The sequence below is a fragment of the Streptococcus dentapri genome, assembly GCF_042649885.1.
GTDB lineage: Bacteria > Bacillota > Bacilli > Lactobacillales > Streptococcaceae > Streptococcus > Streptococcus dentapri.
In genome coordinates, this window is the sequence record NZ_JBHSAC010000055.1 from 1 (window position 1) to 17,338 (window position 17,338).

15 protein-coding genes are annotated in these 17,338 nt (G+C 43.7%); 14 read left to right on the forward strand and 1 reads right to left on the reverse strand.

The genetic code is table 11. The annotated features are described in order from the left end of the window. From ACFOSE_RS06545 to hisE, 14 genes are all read left to right on the forward strand, one after another. Nucleotides 1–2,761: GbpC/Spa domain-containing protein (locus ACFOSE_RS06545; protein ID WP_380431836.1), on the forward strand; the 2,761-nt coding region annotated here is incomplete at its 5' end. A gap of 249 nt (nt 2,762–3,010) precedes the next feature. Continuing rightward, nucleotides 3,011–3,325 carry a hypothetical protein gene (locus ACFOSE_RS06550; protein ID WP_380431838.1) on the forward strand — a complete coding sequence of 105 codons (315 nt, stop codon included), beginning with the start codon at nt 3,011–3,013 and terminating at the stop codon, nt 3,323–3,325. A 246-nt stretch (nt 3,326–3,571) separates the two neighbouring features. Continuing rightward, entirely contained in the window at nt 3,572–6,343 is a 2,772-nt protein-coding gene (locus ACFOSE_RS06555) for a cation-translocating P-type ATPase (protein ID WP_380431840.1), read from the forward strand. A gap of 533 nt (nt 6,344–6,876) precedes the next feature. Then, a complete protein-coding gene (gene hisC, locus ACFOSE_RS06560; RefSeq protein ID WP_380431841.1) occupies nt 6,877–7,926 on the forward strand; it encodes a histidinol-phosphate transaminase in 1,050 nt (349 codons plus the stop codon). A gap of 43 nt (nt 7,927–7,969) precedes the next feature. Further along, on the forward strand, nt 7,970–8,938 hold the full coding sequence (locus ACFOSE_RS06565; protein WP_380431842.1) for an ATP phosphoribosyltransferase regulatory subunit: 969 nt from the start codon (nt 7,970–7,972) through the stop codon (nt 8,936–8,938). Next, complete coding sequence (hisG, locus tag ACFOSE_RS06570; RefSeq protein ID WP_380431844.1) at nt 8,939–9,586, forward strand: ATP phosphoribosyltransferase; 648 nt, start codon at nt 8,939–8,941, stop codon at nt 9,584–9,586. Beyond that, nucleotides 9,583–10,866: a histidinol dehydrogenase gene (gene hisD, locus ACFOSE_RS06575; protein WP_380431846.1), complete on the forward strand. Its 1,284-nt coding sequence runs from the start codon at nt 9,583–9,585 to the stop codon at nt 10,864–10,866. The genes hisG and hisD overlap by 4 nt, the downstream gene beginning before the upstream one ends. After that, nucleotides 10,853–11,500: a phosphoserine phosphatase SerB gene (gene serB, locus ACFOSE_RS06580; RefSeq protein WP_380431848.1), complete on the forward strand. Its 648-nt coding sequence runs from the start codon at nt 10,853–10,855 to the stop codon at nt 11,498–11,500. Before hisD ends, serB begins: the two co-directional genes overlap by 14 nt. Beyond that, on the forward strand, nt 11,497–12,081 hold the full coding sequence (hisB, locus tag ACFOSE_RS06585; protein WP_380431850.1) for an imidazoleglycerol-phosphate dehydratase HisB: 585 nt from the start codon (nt 11,497–11,499) through the stop codon (nt 12,079–12,081). Before serB ends, hisB begins: the two co-directional genes overlap by 4 nt. Before the next feature lie 73 nt (nt 12,082–12,154). Beyond that, nucleotides 12,155–12,766 carry an imidazole glycerol phosphate synthase subunit HisH gene (gene hisH, locus ACFOSE_RS06590; protein WP_380431914.1) on the forward strand — a complete coding sequence of 204 codons (612 nt, stop codon included), beginning with the start codon at nt 12,155–12,157 and terminating at the stop codon, nt 12,764–12,766. Between the two features lie 34 nt (nt 12,767–12,800). Then, a complete protein-coding gene (hisA, locus tag ACFOSE_RS06595; protein WP_380431852.1) occupies nt 12,801–13,520 on the forward strand; it encodes a 1-(5-phosphoribosyl)-5-[(5-phosphoribosylamino)methylideneamino]imidazole-4-carboxamide isomerase in 720 nt (239 codons plus the stop codon). A 1-nt stretch (nt 13,521) separates the two neighbouring features. After that, the gene (hisF, locus tag ACFOSE_RS06600) at nt 13,522–14,280 is read left to right on the forward strand and encodes an imidazole glycerol phosphate synthase subunit HisF (protein WP_380431854.1); all 759 of its coding nucleotides are present in this window, start codon (nt 13,522–13,524) and stop codon (nt 14,278–14,280) included. Beyond that, complete coding sequence (gene hisI, locus ACFOSE_RS06605; protein WP_380431855.1) at nt 14,277–14,651, forward strand: phosphoribosyl-AMP cyclohydrolase; 375 nt, start codon at nt 14,277–14,279, stop codon at nt 14,649–14,651. The genes hisF and hisI overlap by 4 nt, the downstream gene beginning before the upstream one ends. A gap of 30 nt (nt 14,652–14,681) precedes the next feature. After that, nucleotides 14,682–14,996 (forward strand): phosphoribosyl-ATP diphosphatase, encoded by a 315-nt coding sequence (gene hisE / locus ACFOSE_RS06610; protein WP_380431857.1) that lies wholly within the window; start codon nt 14,682–14,684, stop codon nt 14,994–14,996. A 69-nt stretch (nt 14,997–15,065) separates the two neighbouring features. On the opposite strand, the gene ACFOSE_RS06615 is transcribed toward hisE, so the two are convergent. After that, the gene (locus ACFOSE_RS06615) at nt 15,066–17,228 is read right to left on the reverse strand and encodes an LTA synthase family protein (RefSeq protein WP_380431859.1); all 2,163 of its coding nucleotides are present in this window, start codon (nt 17,226–17,228) and stop codon (nt 15,066–15,068) included. Between the last annotated feature and the right edge of the window lie 110 nt (nt 17,229–17,338).

Sequence of the window (17,338 nt, forward strand, 5' to 3'; positions counted from 1 at the left end):
GCAGTACGATGCGGATAAGGCTCAATACGATGCTGACAAGGCCAACTATGACAACAAGGTAGCCGAAAAAGAAGCGGCAGATAAAGCTAACGCTGACGCTAAAGCTAAGTATGACCAAGAAAAAGCAGCATATGATCAGGCTAAGGCTGAGTATGAAGCAGCTCTTGCTCAGTACAATCAAGATAAGGCGCAGTACGATGCGGATAAGGCTCAATACGATGCTGACAAGGCCAACTACGACAACAAGGTAGCTGAAAAAGAAGCAGCAGATAAAGCTAACGCTGAAGCGCAGGCTAAATATGAAGCAGATCTTGCTGAGTATAACAAGGCTAAAGAACAGTATGACAAGGATCTTGTTACTTATCAAACCAAGTTGGCTGAATATCAAACAGCTCTTGCTCAGTATAAAAATGCTAAGGACGCTTATGAACAATTCTTGGCTGATACAGGTTTGACAGCAACCCAAGCCGCTCAGGAACTGACCTTCATGCGTGAGCCCAATGCTACTCACACGATTGATGGAATTAGCAATTACCTAACCAAAGAAGAGCACAATCGTCTGGCTCAAAAGGGTTCGGTCATGCAATACGAATCAAATGAGTTAGATCCAAATGGAATTGTTTCCACCAGCCCTTATTCTGACAGAGAATCCGAATGGATTCAAGTTAAAGAAGGTGATAGATTTTCTGTCACTTATGACAATCTATCAGAAGCATCTATGCGTGTTGAAGGTGAAGAACAAAAGATTAGCAAGGTTATCTACCATTACCATATTGTGGATCTCCCTTCACACGATGGTAAAGGTATTGCCAAGGTTGATGCCGACCCGACCGTTACCTTGACAGTCGGAGCCTCGACAGATAATCCTGGGGAAAGCGTCAAAGTTGAAATTGATGTTGAGTTTTATGATGAGAATGGTCAGAAATTTGATCTTTCTCAACGTAAGGCCATCGTCGCCCTCAATTCCCTCAACCACTGGACTGGTGCAGCTTATGTTTCTAGTGAAGATACCGTTCGTCCACTGACAGTTGAAGCCAAAGATGTTAATGGTAACACCGTTCGTGGAACTTGGAACCCCTATGCTGATGGCAGCAAGATGGAGATTAAAAACGGAGCTGTTACTGTCAAATCAGGTCGTGCCGATTTTGGTTCTGGTGTTACAGTCAATATCTCAGCTAGCAATCCGCTTAAAATCGTTGCACAACAATATGGCTGGAATAATAATAATTACGATGTCGTGATTGAAAGCGAACAGGTTATCGATGGTACTTCTGTCTATGCTTCAGGTGGAGGAAATGCCCACTCTATAGGTACGACTGAATACACTTTCAATGGAAATGATGACATTCTTGGAACCTACACTATTAATCCCAATACAGGCTTCATCACCTTCACACCTAAGAAAAAATTTCAATCAACAGAACACCAAGAGTTCGTTAACATTGGCGATAAGGAATTTGTTGCCATCCCCAACTCAAGTGTCACCCAGTTGGCTGATGGCGAAATCACTTCAGTTAATGATAACCAATACATTGAACACGGTGCAGTCTTTAACGGTGAAACAAGTCCGACACTTCCAGGTTGGGATGATCCAGCTTCTCAATATCTCTACTATGGTGGGGCTGGTGCTCGCTTAACCGATGGTCATATGGTCTTTACGGCTAAGGGTGCCAATGCGGATGGTGCGCCAACGGTTTACTGGTTCGCTATCAATTCCAATGTTGGTTTCCCTAAGAATCCAGGTGAGGAGCCGGAAGCTCCAACACCACCAACAGAGCCAACGGCTCCAACACCTCCTGAGAAAAAGGTGGTTGTTGTTCCAGATGAGCCGACAGAACCAACAGAGCCAACAGCTCCAACGCCGCCGACGGAACCAACGCCGCCGACTTATACGACGGTAGAGGTTCCAGATGAGCCGACGGAACCAACAGCTCCAACGCCACCGACGGAACCAACGCCGCCAACTTATACGACGGTAGAGGTTCCAGATGAGCCGACGGAACCGACAGCTCCAACGCCACCGACGGAACCAACGCCGCCGACTTATACGACGGTAGAGGTTCCAGATAAGCCGACGGAGCCAACAGCTCCAACGCCACCGACGGAACCAACGCCGCCAACTTATACGACGGTAGAGGTTCCAGATGAGCCGACGGAGCCAACAGCTCCAACGCCGCCGACGGAACCAACGCCGCCGACTTATACGACGGTAGAGGTTCCAGATGAGCCGACGGAGCCAACAGCTCCAACGCCGCCGACGGAACCAACGCCGCCAACTTATACGACGGTAGAGGTTCCAGATGAGCCGACGGAGCCAACAGCTCCAACGCCACCGACGGAACCAACGCCGCCAACTTATACGACGGTAGAGGTTCCAGATGAGCCGACGGAGCCAACAGCTCCAACGCCGCCGACAGCTCCAACACCGCCAACTACTATTTCAGTGGAAGTGCCAGCAGAGCCGACGGAACCAACACCACCTGCTGTTCCAACTGTTATGTGGCATAAGAACTATATTGTTGAGCAAGTCAAAACACCAAAACCAGAGCTTCCAGAAAAACCAACAACTTGGGAAAAAGAAGATAATCCACCGGTGAAAGAGACTAAGACAACTCCTGTAGCTTCTAATCCTCAAGCACCGGCAGCTGCTTTACCAGCAACTGGTGATGGCCAATCGTATGGTATGACTGTTTTTGGTGCCGGAATGCTTGTCTTTGCCGTTTCAACGCTCTTGGCAGCTTACAAACGCAAAGATGACTAAATAAGTTTAGCAGTCAAAGACAGCACAAAAGTTTGTCCTAACAACTAGCTCATTTATATATAAAACTGAATCCTATTTTGCGGGGTTCGGTTTTTTGTTTTTAGCCAGGGGTCTAGTTTTTTCAAATCCCTTGATGACAGTTCAAGACGATATATTAGCATTTGCTGATAATGTTATTGACCCTACTAAATTAAATTTATATACTAGGATAGAGTTTTTTAGCTCGAAAATATGAAAGGATTCTACTCAATGAAATCACTCACAAAAAAGACTCTAGTTTTAGGCGCTGCTGCCCTTAGTTTGGCAGCCATATCTTCCAAAGCTAACGCTTATAGTGTTACCGAGCAAAATCGTTACAGAACAGCGCCAGCTCCCTACTCCTATGTTTATGTTACCAATCCAGAGGTGAAAAATGTAGATATCTACGGCAATGTTATTATTACCGAAGGAACTGATTTTAGCCAATACTACTGGCGCGGAGACAGCCAGCAAGTGACAGTTACTTATGAAAACAATACTTACACGAACATGACGCAGACTGTCCGCTATTGGGAAGCTAAATAAGCTGAGATTAGTTTTTGAGAATGGAAGTAGAGGGTGGATAAAGGTCCATCCTCTTTATATATTATTTAGTATAACTAGTAAAAAACTTCAGCATCTACTGAGCTCATGAAGATTTTGCTTATACTATATTCCTTTGTAAATCATTGTTTATATGGTTATTAGAACGTGAAAACATTCTTTTCACTTTGTTTCTATTTTTTTCAAATAGTGCTAGAATATAGGAGTAATAGAAAAGGAGGCGGTTACATGAATGATGAGGTCTTTAATTATCAAAGTCTCTCTTCTGATGACTTATTTCAAAAATTGCAAACCAGAGAAACTGGTTTACACAGTGAAGAATTTCTAGAACGCCAAAAAAAATATGGTAAGAATCAGCTTGAAACCAAGAATCAAGAATCTAAGATAATCAGCTTTCTGAAAAATTTCACTAGCTTAATGGCTCTTTTGCTCTGGATTGGTGGTCTGGTTGCCATTTTGTCTGGCACCTTTGAATTGGGTCTCGCTATCTGGCTGGTCAATATTATCAACGGTGTTTTTAGTTTTGTTCAGGAGAATCGTGCCCAGAATGCTTCCGAAGCCTTGAAAAATATGCTGCCTTCCTATGCACGGGTAGTTCGCGATGGAATTGAGCAGAAAATTTTGGCTGAGGATTTGGTGCCTGGTGATATTTTACTGATTGAAGAAGGAGATAAAATCTCGGCGGATGCTCGTATTCTCCTATCAACCGACTTACAGGTCAATCAATCCGCTCTGACGGGGGAATCCAATCCCGTTCACAAGAATGCTAAACTAGTAACGGACACAGATACGACAGCCCTTGAAGCGGACAATCTGGTCTTTGCAGGGACAACGGTTGCAAACGGTTCGGCTCGAGTAGTTGTGACTAAGATTGCCATGAAAACAGAGTTTGGTAAAATTGCTAAATTGACTCAAACTGTGGCCGATGATAAGAGTCCCCTGCAAAAAGAAGTTGATCGACTGACTAAGCAAATTTCTGTCATTGCCATGGCTGTCGGGATATTTTTCTTCCTAAGTGCTATTTTCTTTGTCAAGGAGCCAATTGCTCAGACCTTCATCTTTTCACTAGGAATGATCGTCGCCTTTATCCCAGAAGGCTTGTTGCCAACGATCACCTTATCCTTGGCCATGGCCGTCCAGCGCATGGCTAAAAAAAATGCCCTGGTGAAGAAACTAGCTTCGGTAGAGACCTTAGGTGAAACAACAGTCATCTGTTCGGATAAGACAGGAACCCTTACTAAGAATGAGATGACCATCCGCAATATCTGGACTCCCAAAAAAGAATACAGGCTGACAGGTCTGGGTTATGCGCCTGTCGGTCAAGTTCTTCTCCATGGTAAGGAAGCAAGGGCAGAACAGGATGCGGATCTCAACTGGATTTTGCGTGGAGCCACGCTCTGTAGTAATGCTCATATCAATAATCCCAATACGGATAATCCCAATTATGAAGTGCTGGGAGATCCGACAGAAGCCTGTATCGAAGTAGCAGCTCAAAAAGCCGGTATTGACTTGGACGATAATAGCTTAAATAATTACCGCCTCAAAGAGCTGTCTTTTGATTCGGATAGAAAGCGGATGACGACTTTCAACCATCTGTCTAATCCGATTGACGGGAAGTCTACCGCTTCCTTTACTAAGGGAGCTCCCCAAGAGATTTTGGAACTAAGCTCACGCATTCATGACAATGGAAGTATTAGACCGCTTAGTGATTCCGAAAAATCTGCTATTTTACGTGCTAATGACGCTTATGCCCAAAATGGTTTACGGGTCTTGGCATTATCTCTGCGTCTCTACGATGATGATAGTGATGTTGAGAGAGCCACGGTTACCGATACTGAAGTCGATATGATTTTCATGGGTCTCTTGGTTATGCAGGATCCACCGCGCGAAGGAGTCGAGGAAGCTGTTGCCAAGTGTCATGATGCTGGTATCCAAATTATCATGATGACTGGGGATTATGACTTGACCGCTGTCAGTATTGCTAAAAGTATCGGCATTGTTACAACAGATCAACCACGAGTTATCAGCGGTCGAATCTTGGAAGAGATGTCTGACCAGGAATTGCAAGAAGCTCTGAAGGGGCAAGTGATCTTTGCTCGGATTGCACCTGAACAAAAATTCCGCATCGTTACTAATCTTCAAACTTTAGGCCATGTTGTTGCTGTCACAGGTGACGGGGTCAACGATGCCCCTGCTCTGAAAAAGGCTGATATTGGGGTTTCTATGGGTATAACCGGTACCGATGTCGCCAAAGAATCTGCTGATATGATTCTGACAGACGACCGCTTTACATCTATTGTCACAGCGATTGAGGAGGGGCGTACGATTTACAGTAATTTACGTAAATTTCTCAGCTATATCTTCAATAGTAATACTTCGGAAGCTGTTCCCTCAGCCTTCTTCCTCTTTTCGAAAGGCCTACTACCTCTGCCTTTGACCGTTATGCAGATTTTAGCAATTGATCTGGGCAGCGATATGATACCAGCTCTGGGCTTAGGCACAGAAGAGGCAGAAGAAGGGGTCATGAACAGGCCACCGCGTGCAAGAAATGACCGCTTAATCAATCCTAAGTTGTTGGTTAAATCCTTCCTCTGGTATGGTGGTTTGGAAGCTGCTTTAGCCATGCTTGCTTTTTTCTTCGTTTATGTGCTGCACGGGCAATTGAATGGTGTCTTAGCTGGTAGTGGTCCTGTCTATCGTGAGGCGACGACCATGACTCTGGGAGCTATCATCTTTAGCCAAATTGCTCAGGTCATGAACTGTCGTACCAAGACCCAGTCAATTTTTAAGCGAGGATTCTTCACCAATCGTACCATCAATCTGGGTATCGGCATTGAGGTCGTGCTCTTTGCTCTCCTATCCTACCTACCTTTCCTCAATGGTCTCTTTAATACCGCACCGATTAACCTTGTGGAATGGGGAATTCTCTTACTTTGCCCAATTATCATTTTCCTAATTGAAGAAGTGCGCAAAGCTTGGCTAAGAAGTCGTAGCAAGTAGATAGATTGTTTTATAAAATAAAAGAGTACCCCACTTAAGTACTGTTGCTGTCAGAGATTGACTTATCGCCAATTTCTTTGACTAAACATTGTGACGAAATCTCAACGTTTGCGATTATAGCAGTACTGCGTGGAGTATTTTTATTGCTATCTTTGGAGCCTTTTTGTTTAGTGGTAAAATAAATTGTCAGAAAATTATTTTTTGACTTGAAATTGTCAGAATACTTTGCTATAATGTCTCTAATAGATTAAAACGATGATAGAAACAAGGCTGAATTCCATGACAGAGAGTGCCTTTGCTGAGAACGGCACAGCAGTTCAGTCACACATTCTTGAGTGCAGGTGCGAAATGCAAGTAGTGCTTGACGGGTGGTTCCGTTAAAAACTAGAAGTTTATAACTTCATGAGGGAAGGCAGGTGACTGTCTTTCGAATTTAGGTGGAACCACGTTGCGACGTCCTTGCAAAAGTCTTTTTGCGAGGACGTTTTTGCTAACTTTAAAAATAGATAAGCTGAAAATAGAAAGAGGAAAATATGATCAGAGGCCTGCGACAGATTGATCCCTATGTAGCTGGGAGACAGCCCAAGGGCAAAAATCTCATCAAGTTAAATACCAATGAAAATGCCTATGGGCCAAGTCCAAAAGTGGCGCAAATTCTAGATAAGTTTGATACGGATAACTTACGCAAATACTCAACCTTAGATCAGGCTAACCTGTGCTCAGCTCTTTCAGAGCAGCTAGGAGTAGATCAGGATATGATCATTGTTGGCAATGGGTCAGATGATATTCTGTCCATGGCTTTCCTGGCCTTCTTTAACAACGATGAGCCTGTGCTTTTTCCTGATTTAACTTATGGTTTTTACAGGGTTTGGTCGGAGCTCTATGGGATTTCTTATCAGGAAATTCCTTTGACTTCCGATTTTAAAATTATGACTGCAGACTACCTAGCTAGCAATGGTGGTATTGTTCTAACCAATCCCAATGCACCAACGGGAATCGTTAAGTCTTTGGATGATCTAGAGAAGATTATTGCGGCCAATCAGGATGTCGTGGTCATCGTGGATGAAGCCTATATCAATTTCGGTGCAGAGACTGCCCTGCCCCTGCTTAAAAAGTATAAGAACCTTTTTATCACACGGACCTTCTCCAAGGATGCTGCCTTGGCCGGTCTGCGAGTAGGTTATGGTATCGGTAATCCTGAACTAATGGCAGTTATCAAGGCGGTGAAAAATTCTATCAATCCCTACAATGTCGATAGTCTAGCAGAGGCCTTGGCTTGCGCTGCTGTTGGGGATTGGAACTATTATCGAGATACTTGCCAAAAAATCATGACTAGTCGTGATTGGTTCAGCCAAGAATTGCAAGCCATCGGTTTTGAGGTTCTGCCTAGCTCGACCAACTTTGTTCTGACAAAACCAATTGGAGTTAGGGCAGAAAATCTATTTAACTATTTACAGAGCAAAAACATTTATGTCAGGTATTTTCCTAAAGTAGAGCGGATCAAGGACTATCTGCGTATCTCAATTGGAACTCAAACGGAGATGGAGAAGGTTCTCATGACTATCAATGATCTTTTGTTTTAAAAGGAAGCCAATAGTAAGAGTTCTTATTTTAAGAGGTAAATAAATGAAGAAAACAACTTTGCCGGTAGGCATGCATGATAAATTATTTAAACGGGCGGTTAGCATGTACCGCTTGGAGCGTGATATTAGCGATTTGCTGATTAACCAGCAGTTCACTCGGATTGAAACACCGACACTGGAGCACGCCGAAGTTTTTGGAGATGAGCTTAACAATACCCACTACCATCTCTTTGATAAGTCGGGGGATCTACTCAGTCTGCGCCCAGATATCACCAGTCAGGTTGGCCGGGTAATTGCTTCCACACAGGTGACGACCCCCATAAAATTTTCTTATTCGGGGAAGGTTTTCAACTACAATGAAGAAATGCGTGGCCTGATCAATGAACATACACAGGCGGGTGTCGAAATTGTCGGTTTTCCAGCGGATAAGGCGCTCAAGGAAGCCGTATTATCTGCTAAATCAGCTCTGGATGTCGCTGGAGTCAAGGTTTATCAGTTTGAATTCTCTCACGCAGGTATCCTTCAGACTATTTTCGAGGAGTTACAGTTGGATGATCGCCTATTAGGAGACTTGGAAACTGCGATTATTGATAAGAATATCACGGGACTCAATGGATTTACTAAGACCCATCCCAGCGAGTTTGATCGCCTGATTAGGGAGTTGCCCTTCTTGTTTGGTGAAAGCCATGAAGTCTTGATGAAGGCTCGACAGTTGGCCAATAATAAAACTATTCTCAAGGCACTGGATGATTTAGAAGTCATGTTAGGAGATATCTATCGTTTTTTACCCCAAACAACTATAGACCTAGCTCAGGTGCCATCTCTGCCCTATTACACAGGTATGATGTTCAAGGTCTTCGGTGAGAATGTTCCCGATGCCTTTGTGTCGGGTGGTCGCTATGATAAGTTATTTGAACGCTTTGGTGCTAAAGAATTGACAGCGGTCGGTTGGGCTGTTGATCTAGACAGTATCTATCGAGCTATCCATAACAGTTTGGAAGGGGTGAAGTAAATGACTGAACAAATTACCATCGCCCTAACTAAAGGGCGAATTGAAAAGGGTACGATTGGACTCTTGGAAAAAGCTGGTTTTGATATGTCCTTCATGGCGGATAAGGGGCGTAATCTGATTTTTGAAAGTCCAGATAAACGTTTTCGTTTTCTTCTGGTTAAAGCACCGGATGTTACTACCTATGTTCGCCACGGGGTTGCTGATATCGGAGTTGTTGGCAAGGATGTCTTGCTGGAACACCCAACAGGCTATCTAGAAATGTTGGATTTGAACTTTGGGCTTTGTAAATTTGCGGTGGCCTCCATCCCAAGTTTTGATTCGACCGACCACAAGCGCAAGCGAATTGCGACTAAGTACCCGACTGTCGCTACTGATTTTTATAATAAAAAGGGAGAAGATGTTGAAATCATATCCATTCAGGGAAGTGTTGAAATTGCCCCTGTTATTGGTCTGGCCGATGCCATCGTCGATATTGTTGAGACGGGTAATACCTTAGTGGCCAATGGCTTGGAGGTCTTTGAAAATATTGGTCGGATTTCGGCTCGCATGATTGTCAATAAGGCGGCACTCAAAAACAATGCTCAAATGCTGCCTTTCATTAAGAAAATTGAAGCTATTGTAGGTCACGAGGAGGTGCCTTTCCAATGAAACGATTAACAGGAAGCAATGAAGAAATTGCTCAAATTTTGTATCAGGAACAGCTGAAACTCAGTCAGGAAAATCTTGATGTTGAAGAGAGCGTCCGTCAGATTATTGAAGATGTAAAGACACGTGGTGATCAGGCCTTGAGAGATTATTCGCTCAAGTTTGACAAGCTTGGTTTAACAGAATTTGAAGTTGAACAAAATTTGATTGATCAGGCCTTTGATGAGATTGATCAGGATGTATTGACAGCCTTGAAAAATGCTCAGGCTAATATTGAGTCTTACCACCGGCAACAGTTAGAAACAGGCTTTGAAGATCACCCCAGTCAAGGTGTTCTTCGCGGTCAGATGATTCGGCCGATTGAGCGCGTGGGAGTCTATGTGCCGGGCGGTACAGCGGCTTATCCTTCATCAGTCTTGATGAATGTTATTCCGGCTAAAATCGCAGGGGTCAAGGAAATCATCATGATCACCCCGCCGCAGGAGCAGTTTGTACCTGCGATTTTGGTAGCAGCTAAGTTAGCAGGTGTTGATAAGATTTACCAAGTAGGTGGTGCCCAAGGGATTGCTGCGCTGGCCTATGGCACGCAGACCATTCCCAAGGTTGATAAGATTACAGGTCCTGGAAATATTTTTGTAGCGACTGCCAAGAAGCAGGTCTATGGTGTTGTTGGCATTGATATGATTGCTGGGCCGTCGGAGATTGGAGTCATTGCTGACAGCAGTGCCAATCCTTGTTTTGTGGCAGCAGATCTCTTGTCTCAGGCTGAGCACGATGTGTTGGCACGGGCAATTTTGGTGACAGATTCGACAGAGTTGGCAGATGCAGTGGAAGTTGAAATAGAAAAACAATTGCTTGAGCTACCCCGTCAAGCTATTGCGCGTCCATCCATTGAAAACAACGGTCGTATTATCATCGCTAAAGATACTGATAGTATGTTTGAGCTTATGAACCTGATAGCGCCAGAGCATTTGGAAATTGCTATGGAACTGGCTTATGATTATTTAGATAAAGTTGAAAATGCTGGTTCCGTCTTTTTGGGCCACTATACCAGTGAGCCTATTGGAGACTACTACGCTGGTGCCAACCACGTTTTGCCGACAACTAGCACCAGTCGCTTTTCATCGGCCTTGGGTGTTCATGACTTCATCAAACGCATCCAATACAGCCAGTACAGCAAAGCTGCTGTCAACAGTGCAGAGCATGATATTACCTGTTTGGCTTACGCCGAGGGTTTGCAAGCTCATGCTAGAGCGATTGAGGTGAGAAATGACAGCAATTAAGGGGCTTCTGGTCATGGATGTTGATTCAACCTTAGTTCAAGAAGAAGTGATTGATCTATTGGGGGAAGAAGCTGGTGTTGGTAAACAGGTGGCCGAGATTACTGAGCGTGCCATGCGCGGCGAGTTGGACTTCCAACAAGCACTGGCTGAACGGGTGGCTACCTTGAAGGGCTTACCGGAGTCTATTTTCGATAAGGTCTATGCCCGCATCCATTTCAATAAGGGGGCAAAGAAATTAGTAAATGAGTTGCATGCGCGTGGTTATAAGATTGGTCTGGTATCAGGTGGTTTTCATGAAACAGTTGACCGTCTGGCAGAGGAAGCAGAAATTGATTATGTCAAGGCCAATCATTTGGAAATCCGCGACGGGATTCTGACTGGTCGGACTTATGGTGATATTGTGACCAAGGATATTAAAGTTCAGAAACTGCGCGATTGGGCTGCTGAAAATGAGCTGAGCCTGAACCAAACTGTTGCCATGGGAGATGGAGCCAATGACCTTCCCATGATTCAGCTGGCTGGCATCGGTATTGCCTTTTGTGCCAAACCCATCGTGCGCGAACAAGCACCCTACCAGATTAAGGAACCGGATTTGTATAAAGTGATTGAGATATTAGACGAGGTAAACATATGAGAGAAGCGACTATTGATCGTAATACTTTTGAAACAAAAATTAAACTGAGTGTAGACTTAGATGTCCAAGAGCCAGTAGATATTGATACGGGTATCGGCTTTTTCGACCACATGCTAACTCTTTTTGCCAGACACAGCCGTATTTCCCTTGTAGTTAAGGCAGATGGTGACCTGCATGTGGACAGTCATCATACAGTAGAAGATGTGGGTATTGTCCTAGGTCAAGCTATTCGTCAAGCGCTGGGTGATAAGGCAGGGATTAACCGCTATGGTACAGCTTTTGTGCCTATGGATGAAACTTTGGGAATGGCTAGTTTGGATCTTTCAGGGCGCAGCTATCTGGTCTTTGATGCCGAATTTGACAATCCCAGATTGGGGAATTTTGACACCGAATTGGTGGAGGAATTCTTCCAAGCTTTAGCCTTCAATGTGCAGATGAACCTCCATCTTAAGATTTTGCACGGTAAAAATAGTCACCACAAATCGGAAAGTATGTTTAAGGCGACAGGCCGTGCCTTACGTGAGGCGATTACTGTTAATCCAGAGATTCACGGGGTCAATTCGACCAAGGGAATGCTTTAGAAAGGAAAAAGTTCATAGAAAAGTTGTTTTGGTCGGTTTGATTAGATTTTTCCATGGACTCACTATTTTGAAGATGATAATTGTTATTGATTATGCGGCGGGTAATACGGCCAATGTCCTAAGAGCCTTAGCCAAATTGGGTGTTGAAGCTGACTTATCTGGTGACAAGGAGAAAATTTTAGCAGCAGATGGCTTGATTTTACCAGGAGTTGGTGCCTATCCAGCAGCCATGGCAGAATTGGAGAAACGGGGTTTGGTAAACACGATTAAATCAGCAGTAGCTCAAGGGACCCCCTTGTTAGGAATCTGTCTGGGTATGCAGCTCTTGACCGAGACAGGTCTGGAACACGAGGAGACGGTAGGTTTGGGCTTCATTCCGGGTGTTTGTCGCACCATTCCCATGAAGGCTGGCTATCCAGTGCCCCACATAGGTTGGAGCGAACTTAAGATCAAGCAGGAGAGTCCCTTGACAGTTGGTCTTGAAAATCAGTCCGTTTATTTTGTGCACAGTTACTTTACTGATGTGTCAGCTGACTATATTGATGTGACTGCTAACTATTCCATGGAAGTGCCGGCTATGATACACAAGGATCGTGTTTACGGAGTTCAATTTCATCCCGAAAAATCGGGCAAGGTCGGTCTAGGGATTCTCCAAAAATTTGTTGCCTTCTGTGGAGAAACATAGGCCTATGTAGCCTATATAAGAAAAGGAGAAAGAGATGCAAATTCTTCCAGCAATTGATATTAAAGATGGGAAAGCAGTTCGCCTCTTCAAAGGTGACTTTACCCAAAGGACTGTTGTCAATCCCGATGTACTTGGTCAGGCAAGAATTTTTGCGGATGCTGGCATGACCTACATTCATGTAGTTGACTTGGATGGGGCTTTAGCTGGGGAAGCGACTAATCGTGACTTGATTGCTGCTCTCAAAGTGGCGACAAATATCAAGGTCGAAGTAGGAGGCGGTATTCGCACCTTAGAGCAAATCAAAGACTACCTCAATGTCGGTATTGACCGAGTCATCATAGGCTCCATGGCGGTGAAAAATCCTGACTTTGTCAAGGCTGCCTTGGAGCGATTTGGCAGTGACAAGATTGTTGTGGGTATCGATGCTAAGAACGGTCTGGTAGCGACCGAGGGCTGGTTGGAAACCAGCAATTTAGATTATATTAGTCTAGCGCTTGAGATGGAAAAAATAGGGGTTGAGCTCTTTGTCTATACTGATGTTGAGCGTGATGGAACTTTAACTGGGCCTAATTTTGAACATTATGAATATTTGGTAGAGAAATTGACCAAGGCAAAAGTGATTGCCTCTGGTGGAATCGCTCAGCTGAGTGATTTGACACGCTTGCGGGAGATCGGCGTAGCAGGTACCATTGTCGGCAAGGCCTACTATAATGGCAATATCACACTGGATGAGCTGAGAACTTTAGGAGGCTAAGATGTTAAAAAAACGAATTATCCCTTGTCTGGATGTCAAAGATGGCCGAGTGGTTAAGGGAGTAAACTTTGTTAATTTGACCGATATTGGGGATCCTGTTGATGCAGCCAAGGCTTATTATGAAGCTGGCTGTGATGAACTAGTCTTTTTGGATATTACAGCTACCCATGAAGAGCGTGATACGACTGTCGATATGGTTAGGCGCGTGGCTGATCAGGTCTTCATTCCTTTTACAGTTGGCGGAGGAATCCGTTCCAGTCAGGATATGAATAAAATGCTCAAGGCAGGCGCGGATAAGGTAGCGGTTAATTCTTCTGCTTTAGCCAATCCTCAGCTCATTTACGACTGTGCTGAGCGCTTTGGTAGCCAGTGTGTTGTCTTGGCTGTTGATGCTAAAAAAGAAGATGATGGCTCTTGGCATGTTTATGTAGCCGGCGGCCGCAAAGATACCGGTCGGGACCTGATTGACTGGGTTAAGGAGGCGGTTGCCTTGGGGGCTGGTGAGATTCTCCTAACCTCTATGGACAAGGACGGCACCAAGTCTGGTTTTGATTTGGATATGCTCAATGCTGTTGCTGAGGTTGTCAATGTTCCCATCATTGCCTCTGGAGGTGCTGGGAATATTGAGCATATGGTTGAAGTCTTTAAAAAGACCCCGACAACTGGTGCCTTGGCCGCTTCAATTTTCCACTATGGTCAAGTCTCTATCAAGGATACTAAGGAAGCCATGCTGAAAGCAGATCTGGAGGTGAGGCTATGACAGAGATAAGACTTGATTTTGCTAAGCAAGGTGGCTTGATTCCTGTTATTGTGACCGATTATCGTAATGGCCAGGTTCTTATGTTGGCCTATATGAATGAAGAAGCCTACCGGAAAACGCTTGAAACTAAACAAATGCACTATTGGAGTCGCTCCCGCAATGAACTCTGGCATAAAGGCGCTACATCGGGTCATTACCAATATGTCAAATCCATCAAAGCAGATTGCGATAAAGACACCCTCCTTGTCGCTGTTGAACAAATCAGTGCCGCTTGTCATACCGGCGCTTATACTTGCTTTTTTAATGAAATTTTTAACAGTGATGAGAACGCTCTCTTTACTAATAATCTACAAAAGGAAGGAAAAAAATAGGCTCTCCGTCAGAGTCTTGGTATCTTAATTATGATAGAAATACTCTATAAAGAAGCCTTGAATCGCATGCAAAATCCCAAGGAAGGCTCATACACCAACTACCTTTTCAACAAGGGCTTGGATAAGATATTAAAAAAGGTCGGCGAAGAAGCAACTGAAGTGGTTATTGCTGCCAAGAATGCCGATAAGGATGAAATTGCCAATGAAACAGCTGACCTTCTCTATCATTTGGCTGTTATGCTGGCTGAAACTAATGTGACACCATCTGATATTGAAGCAGTGCTAGAAGCACGTCAAGGTAAACAGAGCAATGTTCATGATCGTCCAGAAATCACAGACTATTGAGTGCGCTTGCTTTTTGGCTCATAAGGCATAAAAAACTTCACTTTGCTGCAATGGCAAGTGAAGTTTTTCTTATCTTGAACTCGATGAGCTTAATGCCCCACTCTCTTCGTGACCATGAATCTCTGAATAGCTCTTGGCCTCGTAGAGATTAGCGGTGGTCTGATCACCGTTTTGACTATAGAGACTGGTCGACTTATCGCCTAGTTTCTTATTAATCTTTTTAAGCTTACTCATGGACTTGGTGTAGGAGTACTTGCTGGCATCGTTAGGCTTGAGCCCCGGAATATCAGCGAAACGCAGGAGGTCTCCGGTTTGAACAGCATCGCTGTTTGCTAGCTGCTCGGCTGTTTGTTTACGGTATTTCTCGAGTTCGGCCTTAGTAGTTTCATTAGGCTCAGTGATTTGTTCACCAGTCTTCGTATAGTAGTTTTTACCACCGTAGCTAGTGTAGGTTGGGGTAATATAATAACCAGGTGTTCTCAAAGGTACTAACTGATCGTTAGCCGGTGAGAGCAAGTCTTGTCCCATTTGAACATAGCCTTGAGTATCAATCCCTAACAGATGTAAGAGCGTTGGCAGGGCATCGATTTCACCACCGTAGGTATCATCAATGAAACCATTAGTATAACCTGGGATGTTAATCATATATGGCACACGCTGTACCATGGCATTATCGTAATCTGACCATGTTTCAGGATCCTTACCAAGTAGAGGTGCCAAACTGCTATTGCGATCGTTTGAGATACCGAAGTGGTCTCCGTAGAGGACGATGATGGACTTATCGTAGAGACCGCTAGCCTTGAGGTAATTGAAGAAGGATTCTAAAGCAGAGTCCAGATAATTGGCGGTAGCAAAGTAACCGTTTACGGTCTTGTCCGCGGTATCAGCCAACGGGAAACCTAGCTCATTTTTATCCCCATTAAGGCTGGTATATGGGAAGTGATTAGATACGGTAATATACTTGGCATAGAAGGGTTGTTGCATCTGTTCCAGATACTTAATTGAATCACCAAAGAGATATTTATCGTTCAAACCATATTGGAAGGAATTAGAATCGGTCTGTTTTTCCAAGTAAGAGGAATCAAAGAAGTAATCGTAACCCCATTGTTTATAAGTATTATTACGGTTCCAGAAACTACCAGTATTACCGTGGAAAACTGCACTGCTGTAACCGCCCTTTTGAGCGAGGATAGAAGGAGTGGCGTAGGCAGTGTTATCACCGCCGTAATTAACCATGTAAGAACCGCTATTCAAACCATAGAGTGATGTTTCCATCATTGTTTCAGCATCAGATGTTTTCCCGTTTCTAACCTGATGGAAGAAGTTTGAGAAAGAGATGGATGAATTGGAATGATAAAGTGAGTTTAGGAAAGGTGTAACTTCGTATTCTTTCCCATCAGATTTCAATTTATAGTCAATTAAAAACTGTTGGAAGCTCTCCAAATGAATGACAATGACATTGCGTCCCTTAGCAATACCAAAGTATTTTTGATCTGGAGCAGCATAGTCTTTTTTGACGTACTCTTGAACTTTTTTTAGATCATCAGCAGTAGAAGCACTACGTTCCTTTTGCGCTTGATAGGTCTGATTGGCACTGTAAGTGATGAAGGCCGGTAGACCGATACCACGGACAACGTAATAATTTGAAAAACCGCGTGTCAATAACTGTGGACGAATGGTTTCAGCCGCAAAGAGATTGGCAGAAAAAAGCATCAAAGACAGGGCTGTAACCGCAAAACTTGCTCGCTTGTTAAAGGGGCGCTTGTCAGATTTTATCTTTTTGCGTATTAAAAGTGGAATAAAAAAGATGAGATCAATGAGATAGAAGAGATCTGAAACTTCCAAAAGATTGGAAGCCGAATCTCCTAAACCGGCTGCGGCACTGGAGCTGGCCAGCAGCGTATTTACAGTGATGAAGTCGGTGAATTCTCTGAAATAAATAGAATTACCAATAATGATAATATTTAAGAGCAGATAGAGAGCAATCTCTAAAGTATAAAAAATCTTACTATTTTTAAAGTAAAGCGGAAGACCTAAAATCAGTAACCCCAGCGGTAGAGGATTGAAAATCGCCACAATTGTCTGAACCATATCTTCCAACTCCAGATTAAAATCAACACTGTAGGCCCATATCGATTTTATCCAATAGAAGAATAACAAAACTAAAATAAAGCCAAGCCGTGTATTTATTATTTTGCTTAGCAATTTAAAAGGATGCAAATATTTTTTCATTCTATAGCCTCATAGTTTATTTTAAAAACTCTGTTTTATTATACCACAAATTATTTTTTAGATAGGGAGCTAAATGTTTAAGAAATGAAAAAGAGCAAAGGAGCCGTAAT